The sequence below is a fragment of the Arthrobacter sp. C2 genome (assembly GCA_024207135.1).
Lineage (GTDB): Bacteria > Actinomycetota > Actinomycetes > Actinomycetales > Micrococcaceae > Paeniglutamicibacter.
Genome location: CP042428.1, coordinates 2,672,893 through 2,690,640, shown reverse-complemented (window position 1 = coordinate 2,690,640; position 17,748 = coordinate 2,672,893). Strand labels below are relative to the sequence as shown.

At 58.2% G+C, this 17,748-nt stretch carries 14 protein-coding genes and 1 pseudogene; 10 read left to right on the top strand and 5 right to left on the bottom strand.

Going from position 1 to position 17,748, the window contains the following annotated elements:
* Nucleotides 1-16 precede the first annotated feature (16 nt).
* From FPY90_RS12540 to FPY90_RS12515, 6 genes are read left to right on the top strand one after another with little or no spacing between them, the layout of a single operon-like run.
* Nucleotides 17-1,396, top strand: coding sequence for an MFS transporter (locus FPY90_RS12540; RefSeq protein WP_498681349.1), 1,380 nt, complete (start codon nt 17-19; stop codon nt 1,394-1,396).
* Nucleotides 1,393-2,370 carry a C-terminal binding protein gene (locus FPY90_RS12535; RefSeq protein WP_498681348.1) on the top strand — a complete coding sequence of 326 codons (978 nt, stop codon included), beginning with the start codon at nt 1,393-1,395 and terminating at the stop codon, nt 2,368-2,370. Before FPY90_RS12540 ends, FPY90_RS12535 begins: the two co-directional genes overlap by 4 nt.
* A gap of 10 nt (nt 2,371-2,380) precedes the next feature.
* A complete protein-coding gene (locus tag FPY90_RS12530) occupies nt 2,381-3,157 on the top strand; it encodes a glucose 1-dehydrogenase (protein ID WP_498681346.1) in 777 nt (258 codons plus the stop codon).
* Nucleotides 3,154-3,819 carry a bifunctional 4-hydroxy-2-oxoglutarate aldolase/2-dehydro-3-deoxy-phosphogluconate aldolase gene (locus FPY90_RS12525; protein WP_498681344.1) on the top strand — a complete coding sequence of 222 codons (666 nt, stop codon included), beginning with the start codon at nt 3,154-3,156 and terminating at the stop codon, nt 3,817-3,819. Before FPY90_RS12530 ends, FPY90_RS12525 begins: the two co-directional genes overlap by 4 nt.
* Nucleotides 3,816-4,775, top strand: coding sequence for a sugar kinase (locus FPY90_RS12520; RefSeq protein ID WP_498681343.1), 960 nt, complete (start codon nt 3,816-3,818; stop codon nt 4,773-4,775). Before FPY90_RS12525 ends, FPY90_RS12520 begins: the two co-directional genes overlap by 4 nt.
* Nucleotides 4,776-4,832: 57 nt before the next feature.
* Nucleotides 4,833-5,864, top strand: coding sequence for an L-idonate 5-dehydrogenase (locus FPY90_RS12515; protein ID WP_498681341.1), 1,032 nt, complete (start codon nt 4,833-4,835; stop codon nt 5,862-5,864).
* A 235-nt stretch (nt 5,865-6,099) separates the two neighbouring features.
* Here the strand turns inward: FPY90_RS12515 and FPY90_RS12510 are convergent.
* Nucleotides 6,100-6,833, bottom strand: a pseudogene (locus FPY90_RS12510) (transposase); the annotation flags it as partial.
* Nucleotides 6,834-7,561: 728 nt separating this feature from the next.
* Here FPY90_RS12510 and FPY90_RS12505 point away from each other — a divergent pair.
* Nucleotides 7,562-8,842, top strand: a complete 1,281-nt coding sequence (locus FPY90_RS12505; protein ID WP_498681340.1) for an ATP-binding protein — start codon at nt 7,562-7,564, stop codon at nt 8,840-8,842.
* A 1,187-nt stretch (nt 8,843-10,029) separates the two neighbouring features.
* Here the strand turns inward: FPY90_RS12505 and FPY90_RS12500 are convergent.
* Nucleotides 10,030-10,971: a NaeI family type II restriction endonuclease gene (locus tag FPY90_RS12500; RefSeq protein WP_498681338.1), complete on the bottom strand. Its 942-nt coding sequence runs from the start codon at nt 10,969-10,971 to the stop codon at nt 10,030-10,032.
* A 252-nt stretch (nt 10,972-11,223) separates the two neighbouring features.
* Nucleotides 11,224-12,231: a DNA cytosine methyltransferase gene (locus FPY90_RS12495; RefSeq protein WP_498681337.1), complete on the bottom strand. Its 1,008-nt coding sequence runs from the start codon at nt 12,229-12,231 to the stop codon at nt 11,224-11,226.
* A 288-nt stretch (nt 12,232-12,519) separates the two neighbouring features.
* On the opposite strand from FPY90_RS12495, the gene FPY90_RS12490 reads away from it, so the two are divergent.
* Nucleotides 12,520-13,455 carry a DNA-methyltransferase gene (locus FPY90_RS12490; protein ID WP_498681336.1) on the top strand — a complete coding sequence of 312 codons (936 nt, stop codon included), beginning with the start codon at nt 12,520-12,522 and terminating at the stop codon, nt 13,453-13,455.
* Between the two features lie 23 nt (nt 13,456-13,478).
* Nucleotides 13,479-13,985: a hypothetical protein gene (locus tag FPY90_RS12485; protein ID WP_498681334.1), complete on the top strand. Its 507-nt coding sequence runs from the start codon at nt 13,479-13,481 to the stop codon at nt 13,983-13,985.
* A 705-nt stretch (nt 13,986-14,690) separates the two neighbouring features.
* Here FPY90_RS12485 and FPY90_RS12480 read toward each other — a convergent pair.
* A complete protein-coding gene (locus FPY90_RS12480; protein ID WP_498685583.1) occupies nt 14,691-15,128 on the bottom strand; it encodes a DNA cytosine methyltransferase in 438 nt (145 codons plus the stop codon).
* Nucleotides 15,129-15,454: 326 nt separating this feature from the next.
* The gene (locus FPY90_RS12475; protein WP_498681333.1) at nt 15,455-16,135 is read right to left on the bottom strand and encodes a KpnI family restriction enzyme N-terminal domain-containing protein; all 681 of its coding nucleotides are present in this window, start codon (nt 16,133-16,135) and stop codon (nt 15,455-15,457) included.
* 119 nt (nt 16,136-16,254) lie between these two features.
* On the opposite strand from FPY90_RS12475, the gene FPY90_RS12470 reads away from it, so the two are divergent.
* Entirely contained in the window at nt 16,255-17,676 is a 1,422-nt protein-coding gene (locus FPY90_RS12470; protein WP_498681331.1) for a ParB N-terminal domain-containing protein, read from the top strand.
* The last annotated feature ends 72 nt before the right edge of the window (nt 17,677-17,748 follow it).

The following is a 17,748-nucleotide window of genomic DNA, read 5'->3' as shown; positions in this document are numbered from 1 at the left end:
CTTTGGATTGGTGACTATGAACGAGAACAACGGTGTTCCCGCCGGCGGAACAGTGACGGCTGGCCCTCAGCCCGCCGCCACGACTGCCCGGCATGACCAGAAGAACGTCCGCCGCGCCGCCTGGGCGGGCCTGGTCGGCACGGCACTTGAGCAGTACGACTTCGTGATCTACGGGACCGCGTCGGCGATCATCTTCAACACGATCTTCTTCCCCAACGTCAGCCCGGCCGTCGGCATCATCGCCTCCTTCGGCGCCTACGCAGTCGGCTTCGGCGCACGCCCGCTCGGCGGACTGTTCTTCTCCCGCTACGGCGACCGCCTGGGACGCAAGTGGGTGCTGGTCTGTACCTTGATGCTCATGGGCGTTGCCACCTTCGCGATCGGCCTGCTGCCGACCTACGCACAGGCCGGCGTCTGGGCCCCGATCCTGCTGGTGGCCTGCCGCTTCCTGCAGGGCTTCGGCGCCGGCGCCGAACAGGCCGGCGGCGTGGTGCTCCTGACCGAGCTCGCCGCGAAGGGCAAGCGCGGACGCTTCGCCTCGCTGGTCTTCGTTGGTGCCGCCGCCGGCACCGCCATGGGCGCGGTCGTCTGGATGCTGGTGCAGCTCATGCCAAGGGAAGCGCTGCTGTCCTACGGCTGGCGCCTGGTCTTCTTCTCCTCGATCTTCGTCACCATCGCCGCTTGGCTGATCCGCCGCAACCTCAAGGAATCCCCGGTCATGGCGGAGCTCAAGGCCGAAGTCGGCATGGCCGAACGCCAGAAGACCCCCGCCGCCGACGTGTTCAAGAACGGCCGCCGTGGCCTGTTCAGCGTCTTCTTCATGAACGTGGGCGCCAACGCGCACTCCTACATCTTCCAGACCTTCATGGGCTCGTACCTGATCACCTACCTGGCCGTGGACTCGACCTTCATCCCGAAGGTGCTGTTCATTGGCGCCATGTTCGCCTGCATATCGGCCTGGGTCGCCGGCAACCTCTCCGACAAGTTCGGCCGCCGCCCGCTCTACCTGGCCATCACCGGGTTCCTGCTGCTCTTCCCGTTCCCCGCCTTCATGCTGCTGAACACCGGCAACCTCTTCTGGATCGGCGTGGTCATCGTGCTCGGCTTCATCTTCGCCGCGCAGGGCACCGTGGGCGTGCAGGCAGCCTACTTCCCGGAGCTCTTCGGCTCCCGCTACCGCTACGCCGGCGTGGCCCTGGGACGCGAGTTCTCCTCGGTCTTCGGCGGCGGCATCGCCCCGCTGATCTGCTCCGCCCTTGTCACCTGGGCATCCGGATCCTGGATCCCCGTGGCCATCTACATGATGTTGATGATGGCCATCACCTTCATCGCCGCACTCAAGGCCCCCGAAACCCGGGACCGCGACCTACTCACGGAAGAAGACGCCCACAAATGAGCATCCGCATCTTGATTACCGACTGCGACCACGACTCGATCGCCGTCGAGCAGGAGGTCGCCGCCGCGGCAGGGATCGAACTGGTGCTGGCCCAGTGCCACACCGAGGACGAGGTGATTGCCGCGGCCGCCGACTTCGACGGGATCGTGGTGCAGTACGCGCCGATCACCGCACGCGTCATGGACGCCCTGCCCAGGCTCAAGGCCATTGGCCGCTACGGCGTGGGCGTTGACACCCTGGACGTTGAGGCAGCCACCGCACGCGGCATCGTGGTCTCCAACGTCCCTGACTACGGCACCGAGGACGTCTCGGACCACGCGATCTGCCTGACCGCCACCCTGGCCCGCGGGATCACCCGCCTGGACCGCGAACTGCGTGCAGGCTCTTTCTCCCTGGAATCGGTCAAGCCGCTGCGCCGCATCCGCGGACGCGTCTTCGGCGTGATCGGCCTGGGCCTGATCGGTGCCGCCACCGGACGAAAGGCCAAGGGCCTGGGCTACCAGGTCATCGGCTCGGACCCGGCCCGCGAGGTCGGCACCACCACTGAGGAGGGCATCGAGGTGCTCACCATGGAGCAGGTGCTCGAGCAGGCTGATGTCATCTCCCTGCACGTACCGCTTAACAGCCACACCCACCATCTGGTGAACGACGACTTCCTGGACAAGGCCAAGGACGGCGCGGTGCTCATTAACACCTGCCGCGGCGGCGTCGTGGAATCCGCCGCAGTGGTCCGCGCCCTGCGTAGCGGCAAGCTCTGCGGTGCGGGCCTGGACGTGTTCGAGGAAGAACCGCTTCCCAAGGATTCGGACCTGCTCACCGAGCCCAATGCGGTGCTGACCCCGCACGCGGCCTGGTATTCCGAGGAGTCCTACACCGAATTGAAGTCACGCGCCTTGGGCAACGTCATTGACGTGTGCCAGGGCAAGGAACCACGCAATATCTACAATCCGGCAGCACTCGCTGTTGCCCGCTAGGAGCTCTACCGTGTCCACCCACACGACACAGACCGGGGGAGTCTTCGACATCTCCGGTCGCACAGCAGTGATCACTGGAGCCTCCCGCGGGATCGGACTGCACATAGCCTTGGGCCTCATGCGCCAGGGCGCCAACGTGATCACCCTGCAGCGCGGCGGGCTCGCCCCCGAACTCGAGCAGCTGGCAAGGGAAACAGGCCGCAGCGCCCACGCGATCGCCGTGGACCTGGGCGACGAGGCCTCCGTCGCCAGCGCAGCGGCGCAGGCACTGGCCTTGGGGCAGGTGGACATCCTGGTGAACAACGCAGGAACCCAGATCCGCCATGACGCGGTTGAGTTCCCGTTGGCGGATTTCGACACCGTGATGAACGTGAACACCCGCGCGGTGTTCCAGCTCTGCCAGCTCTTTGGCGCGCCGATGCTCGAGCGCGGGAACGGCAAGATCATCAACCTGGCTTCGATGCTCACCTTCCAGGGCGGCTTCCGGGTTCCTGCCTATGCCGCCTCCAAGGGTGCGGTGTCGCAGCTGACCAAGGCCCTGTGCAACGAATGGGCCGGACGCGGAGTGAACGTGAACGCGGTGGCCCCAGGCTACATCGCCACCGACATGAACGAGGCGTTGCTGGCGGATGAGGCACGCAACGAACAGATCCTGGTGCGCATCCCGGCCGGACGCTGGGGCAACCCGGATGACCTGGCCGGTGCGGTCCTCTTCCTGGCCAGCGGCGCTGCCGACTACATCCACGGCACGGTTCTTCCGGTGGACGGCGGGTGGCTGTCGCGATGAGCACCGGAATCAATCGCCCGGCACCCGGCGCACTGCTGCGCGAAACCCCGATCGTGGCGGTGCTGCGGGCCAAGCACGCAAGCGAATACGCCCCGGTCATTGACGCGCTAGTCGCAGGCGGCATCACCAGCATCGAGCTGACGCTGAGCACCGCCGGCGTGTTCGAGGAACTGCCCGGGCTGCGCGCCCGTTATGGGACCGCGGCGGATATCGGGGTAGGCACCATCACCACGGTGGAGGAAGCCGAGGCAGCCATTGCTGGTGGCGCCGGATTCATTGTCACACCGATCACCGACACAAGAGTCGTTGCCGCCGCGGTGGCGGCGGGTATCCCGGTCTACCCGGGCGGCATGACCCCCACCGAACTGTTCGCCGGCTGGAAGGCCGGGGCCACCGCGGTGAAGATCTTCCCCGCCTCCCAGGTGGGCCCCGGGTTCCTCAAGGACCTGCGCGGCCCGTTCCCGGACATCCAAGCTGTCCCCTCCGGCGGGGTCGGCGTTGCCGAGGCCGTTGAGTGGATCCGTGCCGGGGCGCTCGCTGTCAGCGTGGGCGGCCCGCTGCTGGGAGACGCCTTCAATGGTGGGAACCTGGACGAGCTCACGGCCCGGGCCAAGGCACTGGTCGCCGCCGTCGCGGCCGCACGGAACGAGGAAAGGGCATGAGCCAGGAGAAATGCACCGACGTGGTGACCCTGGGGGAAAGCATGGCACTGATGCGCGGCACCAGTGCCGGTCCGCTGGCCCACGCCTCCACCCTGGGTCTGGGCATGGGCGGCTCCGAGTCGAACTTCGCCATCGCGCTGCGCCGGCTGGGCACCTCCGTGTCCTGGATCGGACGTCTGGGGGCCGACAGCCTGGGTGATCTGGTGCAGCGAGAAATCCGCGCCGAGGACGTGAACACCGTGGTGGTGCGCGACGAGTCGGCCCCCACCGGCCTGATGATCAAGGAACGCCGCACAGAAACTCACCAGAAGGTCTGGTACTACCGCGCCGGGTCTGCCGGTTCGAAGCTCTGCGCCGCAGACCTTCCTGAATCGTTGATTGCCAACGCCAAGTTGCTACACCTGACCGGAATCACCCCGGCGCTCTCCGCGGAGGCCGCCGGTGCGGTGGACTCGGCCATCGAGATCGCCCACGCCGCCGGCGTCTTGGTCTCCTTCGACCTGAACTACCGGGCGGCGTTGTGGAGCGAGGAAGAGGCGGGGGAAGCCTATCGGGCCATCCTGCCCAAGGTCGACGTGGTCTTTGCCGGGGACGAGGAAGCAGCCATCGCCGTGGGCCCGAGCGATGACCCCATGGAGCTGGCCCGACGGATCGCCGAGCTGGGCCCGCGCCAGGTCATCATCAAGCTGGGTGATGCGGGCGCCGTGGCGCTGATCGACGGCAACGAATACCGGCGCGAGGCGATCAAGGTGCCGGTGGTTGACACCGTCGGTGCCGGGGATGCATTCGTCGCCGGCTACATTGCCGAACTGCTAAATGGCCTGGATCCGCTCCAGCGGCTTGAAACCGCGGTGCGCACCGGGGCCTTTGCCTGCATGGTCCCCGGAGACTGGGAAGGCATGCCGCGACGCGACGAGCTCGGGCTGCTCGAGCACACCGAACCGGTGGCCCGCTGAGAAACCCCCGACAGGACCAGCGGGCAATACCAGATAGACAAAAACCAAGGAGTTGTAATGAAGGCAGTAGTGGTGCACGGACCCAAGGACCTGCGCGTGGAAGAGGTCCCGGAATCCCCGGTGGGACCGGGCGAGGTGGCCGTGGATATCGCCTACGGCGGGATCTGCGGGTCCGATTTGCACTATTGGCAGCATGGCCGCAATGGGTCCTTCGAGGTCAAGGAACCGCTGGTCCTAGGCCACGAAGTGGTCGGGCGCGTGCGTGAGCTGGGGGAAGATGTCACTGGCTGGAGCGTTGGGGACGCCGTGGCGATCCACCCGGCAACGCCGTGCCCCGAACCCGGTGCCAAGCCAACGGGCATGCACCTGGTCCAGGGCGGCACCTATCTGGGAAGTGCGAGCACCACGCCGCACACCCAGGGCGGACTGGTTGAGGTGCTGAACGTCCAGGCGCGACAGCTGCGCCGACTGCCCCAGGGGCTAAACCTGCGCACCGCCGCGTTGGCCGAACCGCTGGCAATCGCCATACACGGGATCGACCGGGCAGCTGGCTGCATCGAGGGATCGCGCTGCTTCGTCAGCGGCGCCGGGCCGATCGGATTGCTGGCGGCGGCGGTGTTGAAACTGCGCGGCGCTGCTTCGGTGGCGATTTCCGATCTGCAGCCGCGGGCGCTGGAAGTGGCCAGGGCCATGGGCATTGAAGAGACCTTCAACATCCTGGAGGGAGAAAGCCCCGTATCACTCGTCTTTGATGTGAGCGTGGAGGCCGCAGGTGCCGCTGCGAGCCTGCAGATAGTGTTGGATGCGACCTGTCGCGGAGGGACTGTGGTGCAGCTGGGGATCCTGCCCCGCGATGCGGCGTCGATCTCGCTCTCGGAGCTGGGCCTGCGCGAGCTGACGGTGTTTGGTTCACAGCGATTCGAGACCGAGATGGACGAGGCGGTGGAATTGTTGGCGGAGCACCCGTTCCTGGCGCGGGTCATCAGCCACGACTACCCGCTCGTAGAAGCCGAGGAGGCTTTCGCCATGGCCCAAAACTCGGCAGTTTCCTCGAAGGTCTTGATCAAGGTAGGCGCGCTCGAAGCATAGTGGGGCCGGGAGAGCCTCACACGTTCAGGTGCAGTAAGCGATTCTTGGCCGTTGGCAAGGATGCTCGCGGGTTTCATGTATGCCGCTCCAAGTGGTAGTCAACTATGGCAGTAATGATAGGGGGCAGACATACTGCGAGCATCGCTCACAGTGACAAATATGCCTAAATGCTACGGGTGTTGTGCGTAACCTCGCAAGGCGCAGGCCGGAACGGGAGTACCCACTGGCGCTATTTAGCACTGTCGGTGCGGATGAGGATCTTCTCGCCGAGCAGGTTCCCGTGCCCGTCGTAGAAGCCGTCCGGCAGCTGCGCCAACGCCCGGGTGAGCACCTCGATGTGGTCCCGCGCGCTTGGCTCCCTCGTTGCCCGGGCGCATCATCACCGCGAGGATTTCCCCGGTCCCGTCGTCCCGGCCGTAATCGACGATGGCGATCTGCGGCGAAAACCCGTACCCGCCCTTGTAGGTTCCCACAGCCTTTTCCTTCTCCAAAGTGCACGTGCACGAGTGACGCGTCGATGTCGATGATCAGCGGGTCCGCCGCGGTGGCCCGGCGCCCGGGGTTCCGCTTGCCTGCCGCGCCCAGACCTTGGGTCGCAGGGTTCGCTGCATCGTCGTGGCGAACCCGTGGGCGAAGGCCTCAGGCTGGTCCTTGACGCGGGCCATGAACCGGCTGATCGTCGCCTCCGAGGCGACGGCACCGAACAGTGCCGGGGGCGGCGTGCAGCTGGTCGACGTCGGTGACCTGTTCGCCGTCGGCGGCGAGCATCACCGCCAGGGTCCCGAGGATCCTTCCCGGCCGGTGCACCGCCGTCGAAGGCACGAATTGGGAGAACCGGTCCTCGCAGAGCTTCCGGAAACCCAAGGCGTTCAGCAAGCCGGTGAGCACCCCCAGCCCGGCGTGGGACACCAGCGCCTGGCCGGTGAGGGATGCCGGAACGGCGGGGAAGACTGGGGTAGAGTTGTGCACTGAAAGGTGACCCTTTGAACCGGTAGATATAAAGCTTAGACACTCCTATTGTCCCAGTTCAGGTCATCTTTTCTTCGTTAAAGACGGACAATGACGCCAGCCCTCATGAAACCCTCGGGCTAGGTCTTCCAAGAGAATTCTGCCACGAAACGTACGTGGCTGCACCGGTCAAGAACAGGGGAAGCTGCCCCCATCAACCTAATGGATACCAAGTTCCATTTCTGTGGCTTGCCCCGGGCCGCAACGCCGAATTTCAAGGTCAAAAGCGGTCGATTATGTGGAGAGATAGGAGGCAGCGAGGAGCCTCCGAGTCGAAGGCGTTGAATTTAATGCACGAGGATGGGATCGCCTTCGCCGACGTGACCGTCTCCAACGGGACAATAGCATGGGGGAATAACTAGAAGGAAAAACTAGCTTTCGCGCCCGCGAAGTGTGCGGATCTATACGACACAAACCAATCCAGCTAAGAGTCTACGAGCGTAACAAAAGATTCAATAGTATTGCGTGTGAGTTTTGAAACCCGGCGAGCCAAAATAGCGAGTATTCTAAAGAGAATGACATCCGAGTAGCCGACAAAACTTGCACTAGCTATAAAAGTTTCGTCACAAATATAGAATGATACTCATGAGATAGCGAAGTGGATTTCGAACAAATATCTACATCACTTCTCAACGAAAGAAAGAAATAAATTGCGAACTAAATTTGTGTCAAAGATCGGCACGTTTTCGATGCCAACCGAAAATATTAAAAACAGGCGATTGGAAAATAAGTTCACAGTTGTTATTGGCGCAAATGGTGCCGGGAAAAGCCATTTGCTTGGAAGCATTGCCCATCAGTTTAGGCGAGAGACCAAAGGATTGACGTCTTGGGAACTTAGATTCGACCAGGACAAGGCCCCTGGGAGCTTTCCGGATAACACCAGCCTCCTTGCAATCTCGAACCTGGTACAGGATTCATTTCCGTACGACACCGGCACCATAGGTGGATACAAGTACCTAGGATTGCGCGGGGCAACCAACAATGTGTTTACTGGATCCCTTGCACAAACGACGTGCGATTCACTCTTGGACTTTGAAGGAACACCGGCAAAGCTGGAGTGGATCCAACCTCTTCTATCAGAAATTCAAATGACGAAATTTGGATTCACTTTCGAAGCAGCGAACAAGGCGGAAATAAGCAAACCAAACGTTATTTATAGAATTTCAGAAATTTTGGAAAAACCCAAGGGCACTAGAAGTGCTTTAATATCTCAACTTTTGGATTCAGCTAATGTAGAAATTTCCGGACTAGCTCAGGATGTCGAGGAAGCAATAAGACATTTTGGTATCGACGAAGAAGACAGTTTCAAGTTCGGTAGATCAATTGAAAAAGTTTTAGACATGTCTTATAAGTATGAAGTCAGCCCATCCAAAATTTCTCAATTATTTAGAATACTGAGTTTGGGTAAGGTCGAATCGACATTTACTGGGAAATATGGAACATTCAATTTCACATCACTTAGCGCTGGTCAGCAAATAATTATCTCTACATTCGCCCGAATAGTTGCGAATATCGAGCCTGGGGCGCTGGTCCTTATTGATGAGCCAGAATCTGGACTACATCCAAATTGGCAGCACCGCTATATTCCACTTCTCAACGAATCGATCCCGTCGAATTATCGTTGCCACTTCGTCATTGCCACCCATTCCCCGTATATTGTCTCAGACGGCAGCGATCTGCTTGTCCCGGGTGCCAAGTGGGGTGATTTTGTGCAATTTGATGAGCCTTTTCAGGGACGCTCTGTCGAAAACATCCTTTACCGCGTTTTTAGGGCCCGAATCAGTGGGAACTCGTTGGTTCAAGACGATTTGCAGATTCTGCTGGAATATATTGCCGGTTTGGGTGATTTTCCGGACGCTGAAGTCGCGCGAAGCCTGCGTCGGCTAGAGATTTTATCCGGACCGGACACGAAAGACTTGAACGATGTGATTGGTCAAGTTCGCGAATTGCTCGGTAGTGGGGAGAACTAGATGCGCCAGTTATCTAAGCCGAAAATTTCAGCCTCATCAACAGTTGGAGTTTCGCGAACCGGTGGCCAACGGTCATGGGACAGTTCAGCAAATGAGCTAGAAGACCTTAAAGATAGCTTCAGAGCTTGGGCTTTGACTTCGCAGAATCATCGATGCGCTTTTTGCTTAGCAAAGATCGGGCACGTTCTGGCCCGTCGCGGAATCGATATTGACCACTTTGCACCCAAAGAGACGTATCCTCGGTGGACATTCGAAACCATGAATTGGATAGTCGCGTGCAGCAGCTGCAACCAGCACTTCAAATCTCGCTATGACCCTGTGGTTCCCACCTCGAAAAATATAAAAAATTCGATTTATTATTCTACGGAATTTACTTTAGTTCATCCGTATCTTGATAAATTGGATAACCATCTTTGCGGTGGATTCATGAATGATAACCGTAGGCCAACTCCAATTCAAACTCTCGACGATAAGGGACGGGAGACGGTTAGACTTTTCGATCTTGCTTCACCCGACTTGCTCAGTGAATGGAAAAATGATTACAGAAGAAACAAGTTTGATAGACTGCCACCAATATTACAGTATATCTATGACAGGATATTGGATTCCTTATGATTTACAAGATTTGCGATCTCCTCATATTGTTTATTGCAATTTCCGTTAGGTGTATTCGGTGATTGTGAGTTCCCTAGACATGTTCCGTGAGATTTGCAATTGGCCGGTAGGGGTGGCTGGCCACAATGAAGCGACCACCTGCCAGATAGCGTCTGAAGGTACTACTGTTCTGACGACTTGGACTCTTCTATGTCTTGTCTGATGCCCGCACCCGCACAGGTGTTCCGCTTCGTGACACACCCGTACCGAAAGCCACGCCAATACACGAAATCCTTCTCCGTCGGCGAGATAGATGCCAAATAGGGCCAGACGGTACTCCCGTTCCGACCTGTTGGTCGCCGGAACACCGGTACCATCAGACGCTATTTGGCAATTACACACCAGGTCGTCGGATCAGCACTACCAAGAGGCGCTATTTCGCAGCAATCCGATGCACCCACGGGTGCTACCGATTCGCTCCACACCCGCTATCCGATGCTTCGAATTAACATCACTGCCTGTCGAAACCAACCAGCAGTGTCATCCAAGCAACTGAGCTCGGGGATCCAGCCCATCATTCAAACCTTGTCGCTTTAGCTATTGCGATCGCCTCGTCGCGGTTCCTCGATGATGGGGGCAGGCTCGTCGATTGCCTCATCCGGCCGAGCGCGCCGCCACCGACGGCCATTGATTACAGCCCCTGTGGCGTCAGTGGATGGCGTAACGCGAACTGAAATGTACTCATCTTGGAGGGGAACCGCAATGCCAAGATCCTCGGCCAATTGCCGATGATAAAGCCCGCTGAGGATGATGATGCCTTCAGGCTGCAAGGCAGATCTGGACCCTCCATTGTAGCGCACTCTCTTTTGCGGGTCTAACTGATGACCTACGGTGGCAACGATGTTGCGGTGAACGATCATGTCCGCGGTCGCTCTGAAGAGGCGGTGAGTCCGCTGGGTGCCGTGCGGATGGTCCAGAATGTCTTCAACGATGCTTTCTGGAAGCTGTAAAAGGACGTTTGGACGAAGTGGCGCATCCATCCAGACCCAAGCGACGTTATCACGCCCAAACTTGTTGAGCCGACTCTTCTTATCGCGATTGTCTTTTTCATGGCGGACATCTGCCGTTATGCGGATGAGCCCAAGGGACCAGACAGATTTCTCATCGCTAGCTGTTACAACCAACGCTAGCTCACCGAAAACCTCCGGGGGGAGCATCCACTTACCCCAGTCTTGACTCCACTTCGCATCAACTTGATGGCCAGCAATCCTGTAATCGGTTTTATCCCCATCTTCAAACTCAAATTCTCTTTGGGCATTAATTTCCAGGACAGTCCCGAAATGAGTCTTTTCAGTCTTCATTAACTGATCCCAGCGATAACGCCCCGATTCCTGGCCGTTATAAATCATGTCATACGTGTGCCGAATTACGGCTGCCCAACGTACACCTTCAGGGTCGAGCCGTTTCAGCTCAGCGGCGACCTCATCAAGAGCGGGGTCTGGTTTGGGAACGAAGACTTCAAATGACTGATTCACCGTCTGAGACTACAGAATGCAACCGTGCTCTCGCACCTCGACACTTCTGCATGTCGATGTCAGATCGCGTGTCACGACCGCTATGCGCCAGGGAGTCGCTGCATCAATTCTGCCGAATGAGTCGTGAGAGGTTAGATGGATGCGTCGTGCTGCGATACGCCTACCCGAATGGTTGAGATCTGCTCACCTCCACGTTCAGCGCTGAGGCTTGCCCACGCAAACACGAACGGGAGCGAGTTTCGTTTAGCAGCCCTAGCTCACGGCACGAAGATGGCGTACTACATCCGCCGAATCGTATTTCTTAGCCGCCGCTTTGACGCCCAGCGCGGTTGCGATCGATGTCCCGATAGCTGTAGCAACCGGCGGCGGGAACGCGTTGCCGATCTGACGGTATACGGATGTCTTCAGTCCGGAGAACTGCCACTCCGGAGGGAAGCCCTGGATTCGGGCGACCATCTGGTTGGTCAGACGCGGAATGTGGTCGAAAGGAGTATCCGGCCCTGGAACCTCGTTAGCAACTCCCTTGCCATCGACGCCGAGCTGCAGCCATCCGGCCTTGGCGCGAGTCGGGCCGAGATCGGCTCCGCCGTGCTTCTTGGAACCGCCCACGACGGTCGGGGCAACACTGTTAGCCTTGGCCGCCCATGCTTCCGCCCCGGCCCAGCCACCACTAGCCATGTATGGCAGCAAAACTTCACCGACCGTCGGCGGAGTACCTTGCGGCGCGGGCCAAGCAAACTTCTTCTGAAAGCGGGTTTTGACAGCCACCAGGATAAAACGGGGGCGCAGCTGGGCCACGCCAAACTCACTCGAATAAAACAGCTGCCAATCCGCATGGTACCCAAGCTCTTTGAGTTCATCCAGAATCGACTGTCGGTAGGTCGCAAACCTAGCCGAAGCTAGCCCCTTAACGTTTTCAAGCATGACCGCCGACGGATTGGCTTCTTTGACGAGCCTCAATGCTTCCGGGAACAAGTCACGCTCATCGTCAGCACCAAGCTGCTTTCCCGCAACGCTGAATGGAGGACACGGCACACCGCCGGCGAGCAAATCCACACCCTTGTAGTCCTTGCCGTTGATCTCCCGAACGTCCCCATGGTGGACGTTCCATGCCTCACGGTTGAGCTTCAGCGTTGCCGCCGCGTCCTTGTCGATCTCGACTGCCAAAGCATGGCCGAAGCCGGCCTTTTCCAGGCCAACTGACTGGCCACCTGCACCAGCGCAGATTTCAAGTACGGAAAGGGAGTTGGTGGTGTTCATGTCGTCTATCTTCTCATTACGGGGCAGTTACCGGGACCTTGTGTGGTGCGCCTCCCACAGTGCCATGCAGCACTGACAGTTAGTCACCGGGGGAGCTCAGGCTGAGAATGCCGCCACTAGACGTTGAAGTCTACAGTCGTGCCGCGAACTCCTAAAGACCCCGCGAGAGGGGTCAACCGGTCTCATTAATCGTTCGTTTTCGAGAATGGAACGGCCGCCAAGATAGGGGGGGGCGGTTGGGACTGTCGTTGTCGTAGCTATGGACCGGTAGGAAGTAGGGTCGTCATCATGATTGATGCGACAGCACGTGAAAATCAAACGACTCTGAGCTGGAGTCACTCCGGACCGAGCCTGGTTGTTGAAGGTGACAATTTGGGCGTACTTCGTTCTTTGCCGGATGAAACTTTCCGACTGATCTACATTGACCCGCCATTTAACACCGGAAAAACTCAAGTTCGGCACTCGTTGAAAACGATGCGATCTGCTACTGGTAACAGGTTAGGTTTCAAGGGCGAGAGGTACGAAACGGTCAAGGGCGCGAAGTTAGCCTACGACGATACTTTTGATGACTATTGGGCTTTCCTGAAGCCACGTTTGATGGAAGCCTGGCGGCTGTTGACCGACGACGGGACCTTGTATTTGCACCTTGATTACCGTGAAGTGCATTACGCCAAGGTCTATTTGGATTCGATATTCGGAAGTAACTGCTTTTTGAATGAAATTATTTGGGCGTACGATTATGGCGCAAGAGCCCGAACGAAATGGCCAACAAAGCATGACAATATATTGGTCTATGTGAAGAACTCAGAGAACTACATTTTCAACACACGGGACGTTGATGGAGAACCGTATAAGACTCCGGGCCTGAGTCTTAGGCCGTCAGCCACAGATGTTCTTCCCAGCGATGTCTGGTGGCACACTATTGTGTCGACAATGGGGAAGGAAAAAACAGGGTATCCTACCCAAAAACCGGAAGGCATCCTTCGGCGGATTATTCAAGCTAGTAGCGAGCCAGGCGATTGGGTTCTCGATTTTTTTGCAGGAAGTGGAACTACGGGAGCGGTGGCGCATGACCTCGGAAGGAAATTTGTAATGATCGATCAAAATCCTGAGTCGTTAGTCACCATCAAGGCGCGACTCAGTCCCCATCTGAGAAGCTCTGCCGACATGGAGGAGGAGGTTCGGATTTATGCCGCTAGTCCATCCAAACGGGGGCTAGCGTAATGACTTTAAGTGACTATAAGATCATGACCTCCGCCTCCGAAAAGCTTCTTGGGGAGATCGTGCGGAACGACGCATGGACGGGGAGTTCTTTCGAATGGATTCGAGGAGTTCCTTCGGCCACCAAGGGTCGGGTTGGGAAGACCTTGATAACTGAATGGGCGCGTGCTGTTGGACTTTTTGTAGAGGGAGCTCCAGATGGACAAGGGGATCGTTGGATCAATGGACATCTAATCCAAATAAAGATGTCCACCCTTTGGGACGTGGGCTTCTATAAGTTCCAGCAAATTCGCGACCAGGACTATGCATATTGTCTCTGCCTGGGAATCTCACCTTTCAAAATACACGCATGGTTGCTGCCGAAAAGTGTCATCAAAGAGCATGTCATCGGCCGTATGGGGCAGCATACGGGCTCTGGCGCTAATGAAACGGCCTGGTTGGAGGTGCGCCCTGGTGCCGCCCCTGATTGGATGCACCCCCACGGAGATACCCTTGAAAGCGTGCGATCAACGCTCGAGAAAGTTCAAACGTAGACGATCCTCTGGGATGCCAAATCACCGTATAGAACGAGGCTGATCGTCCCACCCGTCGCCAACTCACCCCTTTGGTTTGACGACAACGAATTGAACGTCGGTTGTTCAAATGCGGCCGCTAGTGAGCATTGGGCGCAAGAACAGCCCGTGGCTTTAAGGCCGCAGCAATGTTGAGGGATGGAAAAGAATTTTGAAACGTGCAGGGTGCCGAGCAGATCCAGCCATTGGGATGGTGCCATGTGGTTAAAACGCGGGACGCCGTTGCGCAGGCCAGAGATGGCTGGCCTTACTTTGAGGCTGAAGAGCGAGGCACTGATTCAAAGGGAAAGGCCTTGGTTGAGATCCGAGTCGGAGACAGGGAATGGATACTCGCTGTCGAAAACGACTTGTTGCGGCGCGGTCGTTAGGAATATCAGTCAAGGCTGGCGAGATCCGAAAGGAAAATGAAATTTAGCTAACGGCTTGAAAATACCTGTCGACCAAATCGATTTCCATGTTGTTCGAGTGGCTCTTTACGCCGAGGGCATGCGCAATGAAACTTCCGATCGCGCATGCGACAAGCGGGGGAAAGGCGTTGTCGGTCTGGCGGTAAACGGAGGTTTTGCGACCTGCGAACTGCCACTCTGGGGAAACCCCTAGACGCGCGCTACCATTTCGTTCGTCAGTCGCGGTACATGGTTGAGGGCTGTGTCAGGGGCAGGCACTTCATTTGCGATTCCCTTGCCGTCGGCCCCGAGCTGCAGCCACGCGGCCTTCGCACGGGTGGGACCGAGGTCGGCGCCGCCGTGTTTTTTCGAGCCTCCTACAACTGTTGGAGCAATGTAGTTGGCTCTCGCTGCCCATGCCTCTGCGCGTGGCCAGCCTCCGCTTTTCATCAACGGCCACAGGACGCCGCCCACCGTCGGGGGAGTGCCCTGGGCCCCGGGGACGCAACTGGGGGACCCCAAGCTCGCTTGAGTTAAACAGCTGCCAGTCAGAGTCGTAACCCGGCTTGTCGAGGGCCTCCAAGATTAACTGGCGGTCCGGAGTGAACCGAGCCGAGGCCAAGCCCCTTGCGTTTTCGAGTAGTACGGCTGTAAGTGACGGTTCGCGGACAAGGCGGAGCGCTGCGGGGAAAAGGTCGCGTTCGTCATCAGCGCCCAGCTGCTTGCCGGCAATGCTGAAAGGCGGGCAGGGAATTCCACCGGCCTAGAGATCAATGCCTTTGTAACCCCGTCCACTGATTTCCCGGACGTCGCCCTGATGCACATTCCAATCAGGACGGTTCAGGCGAAGGGTCGCGGCTGCATCAATATCGAGATCCGCCGCGAGGGAGTGTCCGATATCCTGCCTTTTCCATGCCGACGGATTGACCTCCCGCTCCGGCGCAGATTTCGGGCACGTTGAGGGCGGGGGAGGTTGCAACCATGCGGCCCATCATCTCATGTCATCTGTGATGGTTTGGTCGCCTGACGCGCCTTGGATCCTATTTAGGTGATCGTTTTAAGTCGATGTAGTAGATCGTCGCGCTGCGCCTTCGAAAGCAGCCTCACAAGAGTCCAGGTCTTATCGAGTTTTTGCGGCGTCCTGTAGCCGACGGCTATCCACTGGGCTAGCACCTGAGTTTCAGCAGGGTCGAGCCGTGCGGCGGCCTCAAAAGCGTCATTACCTGAGTCGGCTCCGTCAAGCGGATTGCGGCACAGTTTGCAAGAAGTCACATAACGTCCTGCTGGCCCAGCCGACCCGCACCAGGTAACGCTCAACTGTCCCGAACGAGCCGGATCGTCACTGTAGGATTCTCCGGCGCCTATGCCGCAGAAGACACAAGCAAAGTTGTCCCTGGCAAGAGTCTCCCGGCGCTCACGGTTGCTGGCGGTTCGGGTTGTTGTGGATTTATACCCGACTTCCCAGACAGGGCCACCGATCTTGACCAGCCGGAGCTCGTCCACGGCCAGTGAGCGTTCTTGCGCGTACGTTGCAATGATCCAGTCGTCCTTTCTTAGATCCCGCATACGGCGATCAATCTGTTCGACTCCCGGAAACGCTTCCCGGAGCCGGGCTTTCGTAAAGACGCCCCCCTCGCCAATCTCTGATGCCAGCCATAGGGCAGCCCGGACGCGTGTCCCAGCGTTGCTTGTTCTCCAGTCGGGAAGGTTCATGACGTCAATCATGATTGATTTATGCCTTATGGACAATGCAGACATGTCTGGCGGTTTGGGTGTCCCCTGAAGATTGACCGGGGGCAACACATTAGGATGAAATTGGGAACTTTACTTTAAGGGGGATGACTGTGAGCAACGTGCCAAGGCGTGCGCAGGACAACAAAGCCATTATCGAGGAGCGTTTAGCTGCGAACCGGTCCACAGAGGGAGTCCATGAGACTGTCTCGATTGAATGGCGCGGAAGCTCGACGCACTTGCCAGTCATTTCCATGCCGGTGGAAATTTTGTACTACAACCCCGCAACTCATCGTATTCGTGCCCAGCGGAGTATCGACAGCGTCAAGGACCAAGACCTGGACAACGATCCGTATGGCGATCTTGGCCAGGCGTACCTCCATCAACTGCTCAAAGGTGATCCCACAAACCCGGAGTCCGTAGATCCCGCCTTTGAGGTACTTAAAGAGGACCTGAAGGTCCACGGTCAAAGCGACCCGGGCCTCATAACGCGTAACGGTGTCCTGATCAACGGCAACACACGCCGGGCGGCGCTTTCGGAGCTGAAGCAGGAGCACATCCGCGTCGGAGTCCTTCCTCCGGATGCAGGCCTGGATGATCTTCGTTCCATAGAGCTTGCTCTGCAATTGAGAAAAGACCACAAGCGCGACTACTCGTTCATGAACTTCCTACTGGCCATTGAGGAAAGGATCCAACAGGGACGACCTGCCCATGAGATCACGACTGACTTCCGAATCAAGGCGGCAACTCTTGAACGCCATCTATGGATCTTGAGCCTCGTCCGCGAAGCCATCGACAGGAGCCGGATCGTGGCATCGGACGGCCTGCCCGTTTCCCTGCGTTTAGTGGATTTTGAAGAACAGCAGGGGAAACTCGAGGAACTCTACCGGTCCTATTCCGCCCTCAAGGTAAAGGCACCGGATGAAGCGGAAGCGCTGAGAGAACAGCGCCTGTTGGCCATAGCACTCAATAAATCCAAGACCGATCTCCGGTTGATCGAGTCTGATTTTCTCGGAAAATACGCTAAGCCGCTTATGCCGGAGCTGTCCTCGACCCAGGGAAGCACCGTGCGCATTCCGGGCACGCAATTGACGGCGCCAGGCCCGAGCGCGATGGTCGAAGCATTGAAAGCCTCAACCACCGCCGTGCTCCAAGCGAGGGCAGCAACTCAGCCCCACGCCGATGTATCCATCATGGAGCGGGCGGCAGCACAGCAATTACTTACAACCACACAGACTGCCCTTGACGATGGGTTGGATCTAGCCGGCCGTCAGGGCAGGGTACTGAAGAGGAAACTAGCAGCAGCTGACCGGCTGTCCGATGCAAACGATGCTTTGGAGCTGGCCCTGGAAGCTGTCGGGGTTGCTAAAGCTACAGGCAACTTCAGCATGTCAGACCTGGAAGACGGCATAGGAGCAATCCGAGAGAATCTGCACAAGCTTGCACAGATTGTCAGCCGAGGCTCCAGCGAAGTGACAGACGGCGTTCGGTGGCTTCAAGCGATAACCCGAGTCGAGATAGGGGCGGAAAACTAGAGTGCTCGACCTCCGGTTTTCTCTCACGGCAGGGCGAATTGATCTTTCGTGCGATGAAAAAAACGCGCCGCA

What these genes read in the sequence shown, in the direction of transcription:
- FPY90_RS12540 (WP_498681349.1), top strand. Translation starts at nt 17, where the DNA reads ATGAACGAGAACAACGGTGTTCCCGCCGGCGGAACAGTGACGGCTGGC.
- FPY90_RS12535 (WP_498681348.1), top strand. Translation starts at nt 1,393, where the DNA reads ATGAGCATCCGCATCTTGATTACCGACTGCGACCACGACTCGATCGCC.
- FPY90_RS12525 (WP_498681344.1), top strand. Translation starts at nt 3,154, where the DNA reads ATGAGCACCGGAATCAATCGCCCGGCACCCGGCGCACTGCTGCGCGAA.
- FPY90_RS12520 (WP_498681343.1), top strand. Translation starts at nt 3,816, where the DNA reads ATGAGCCAGGAGAAATGCACCGACGTGGTGACCCTGGGGGAAAGCATG.
- FPY90_RS12515 (WP_498681341.1), top strand. Translation starts at nt 4,833, where the DNA reads ATGAAGGCAGTAGTGGTGCACGGACCCAAGGACCTGCGCGTGGAAGAG.
- FPY90_RS12505 (WP_498681340.1), top strand. Translation starts at nt 7,562, where the DNA reads ATGCCAACCGAAAATATTAAAAACAGGCGATTGGAAAATAAGTTCACA.
- FPY90_RS12495 (WP_498681337.1), bottom strand. Translation starts at nt 12,231, where the DNA reads ATGAACACCACCAACTCCCTTTCCGTACTTGAAATCTGCGCTGGTGCA.
- FPY90_RS12490 (WP_498681336.1), top strand. Translation starts at nt 12,520, where the DNA reads ATGATTGATGCGACAGCACGTGAAAATCAAACGACTCTGAGCTGGAGT.
- FPY90_RS12485 (WP_498681334.1), top strand. Translation starts at nt 13,479, where the DNA reads ATGACCTCCGCCTCCGAAAAGCTTCTTGGGGAGATCGTGCGGAACGAC.
- FPY90_RS12475 (WP_498681333.1), bottom strand. Translation starts at nt 16,135, where the DNA reads ATGATTGACGTCATGAACCTTCCCGACTGGAGAACAAGCAACGCTGGG.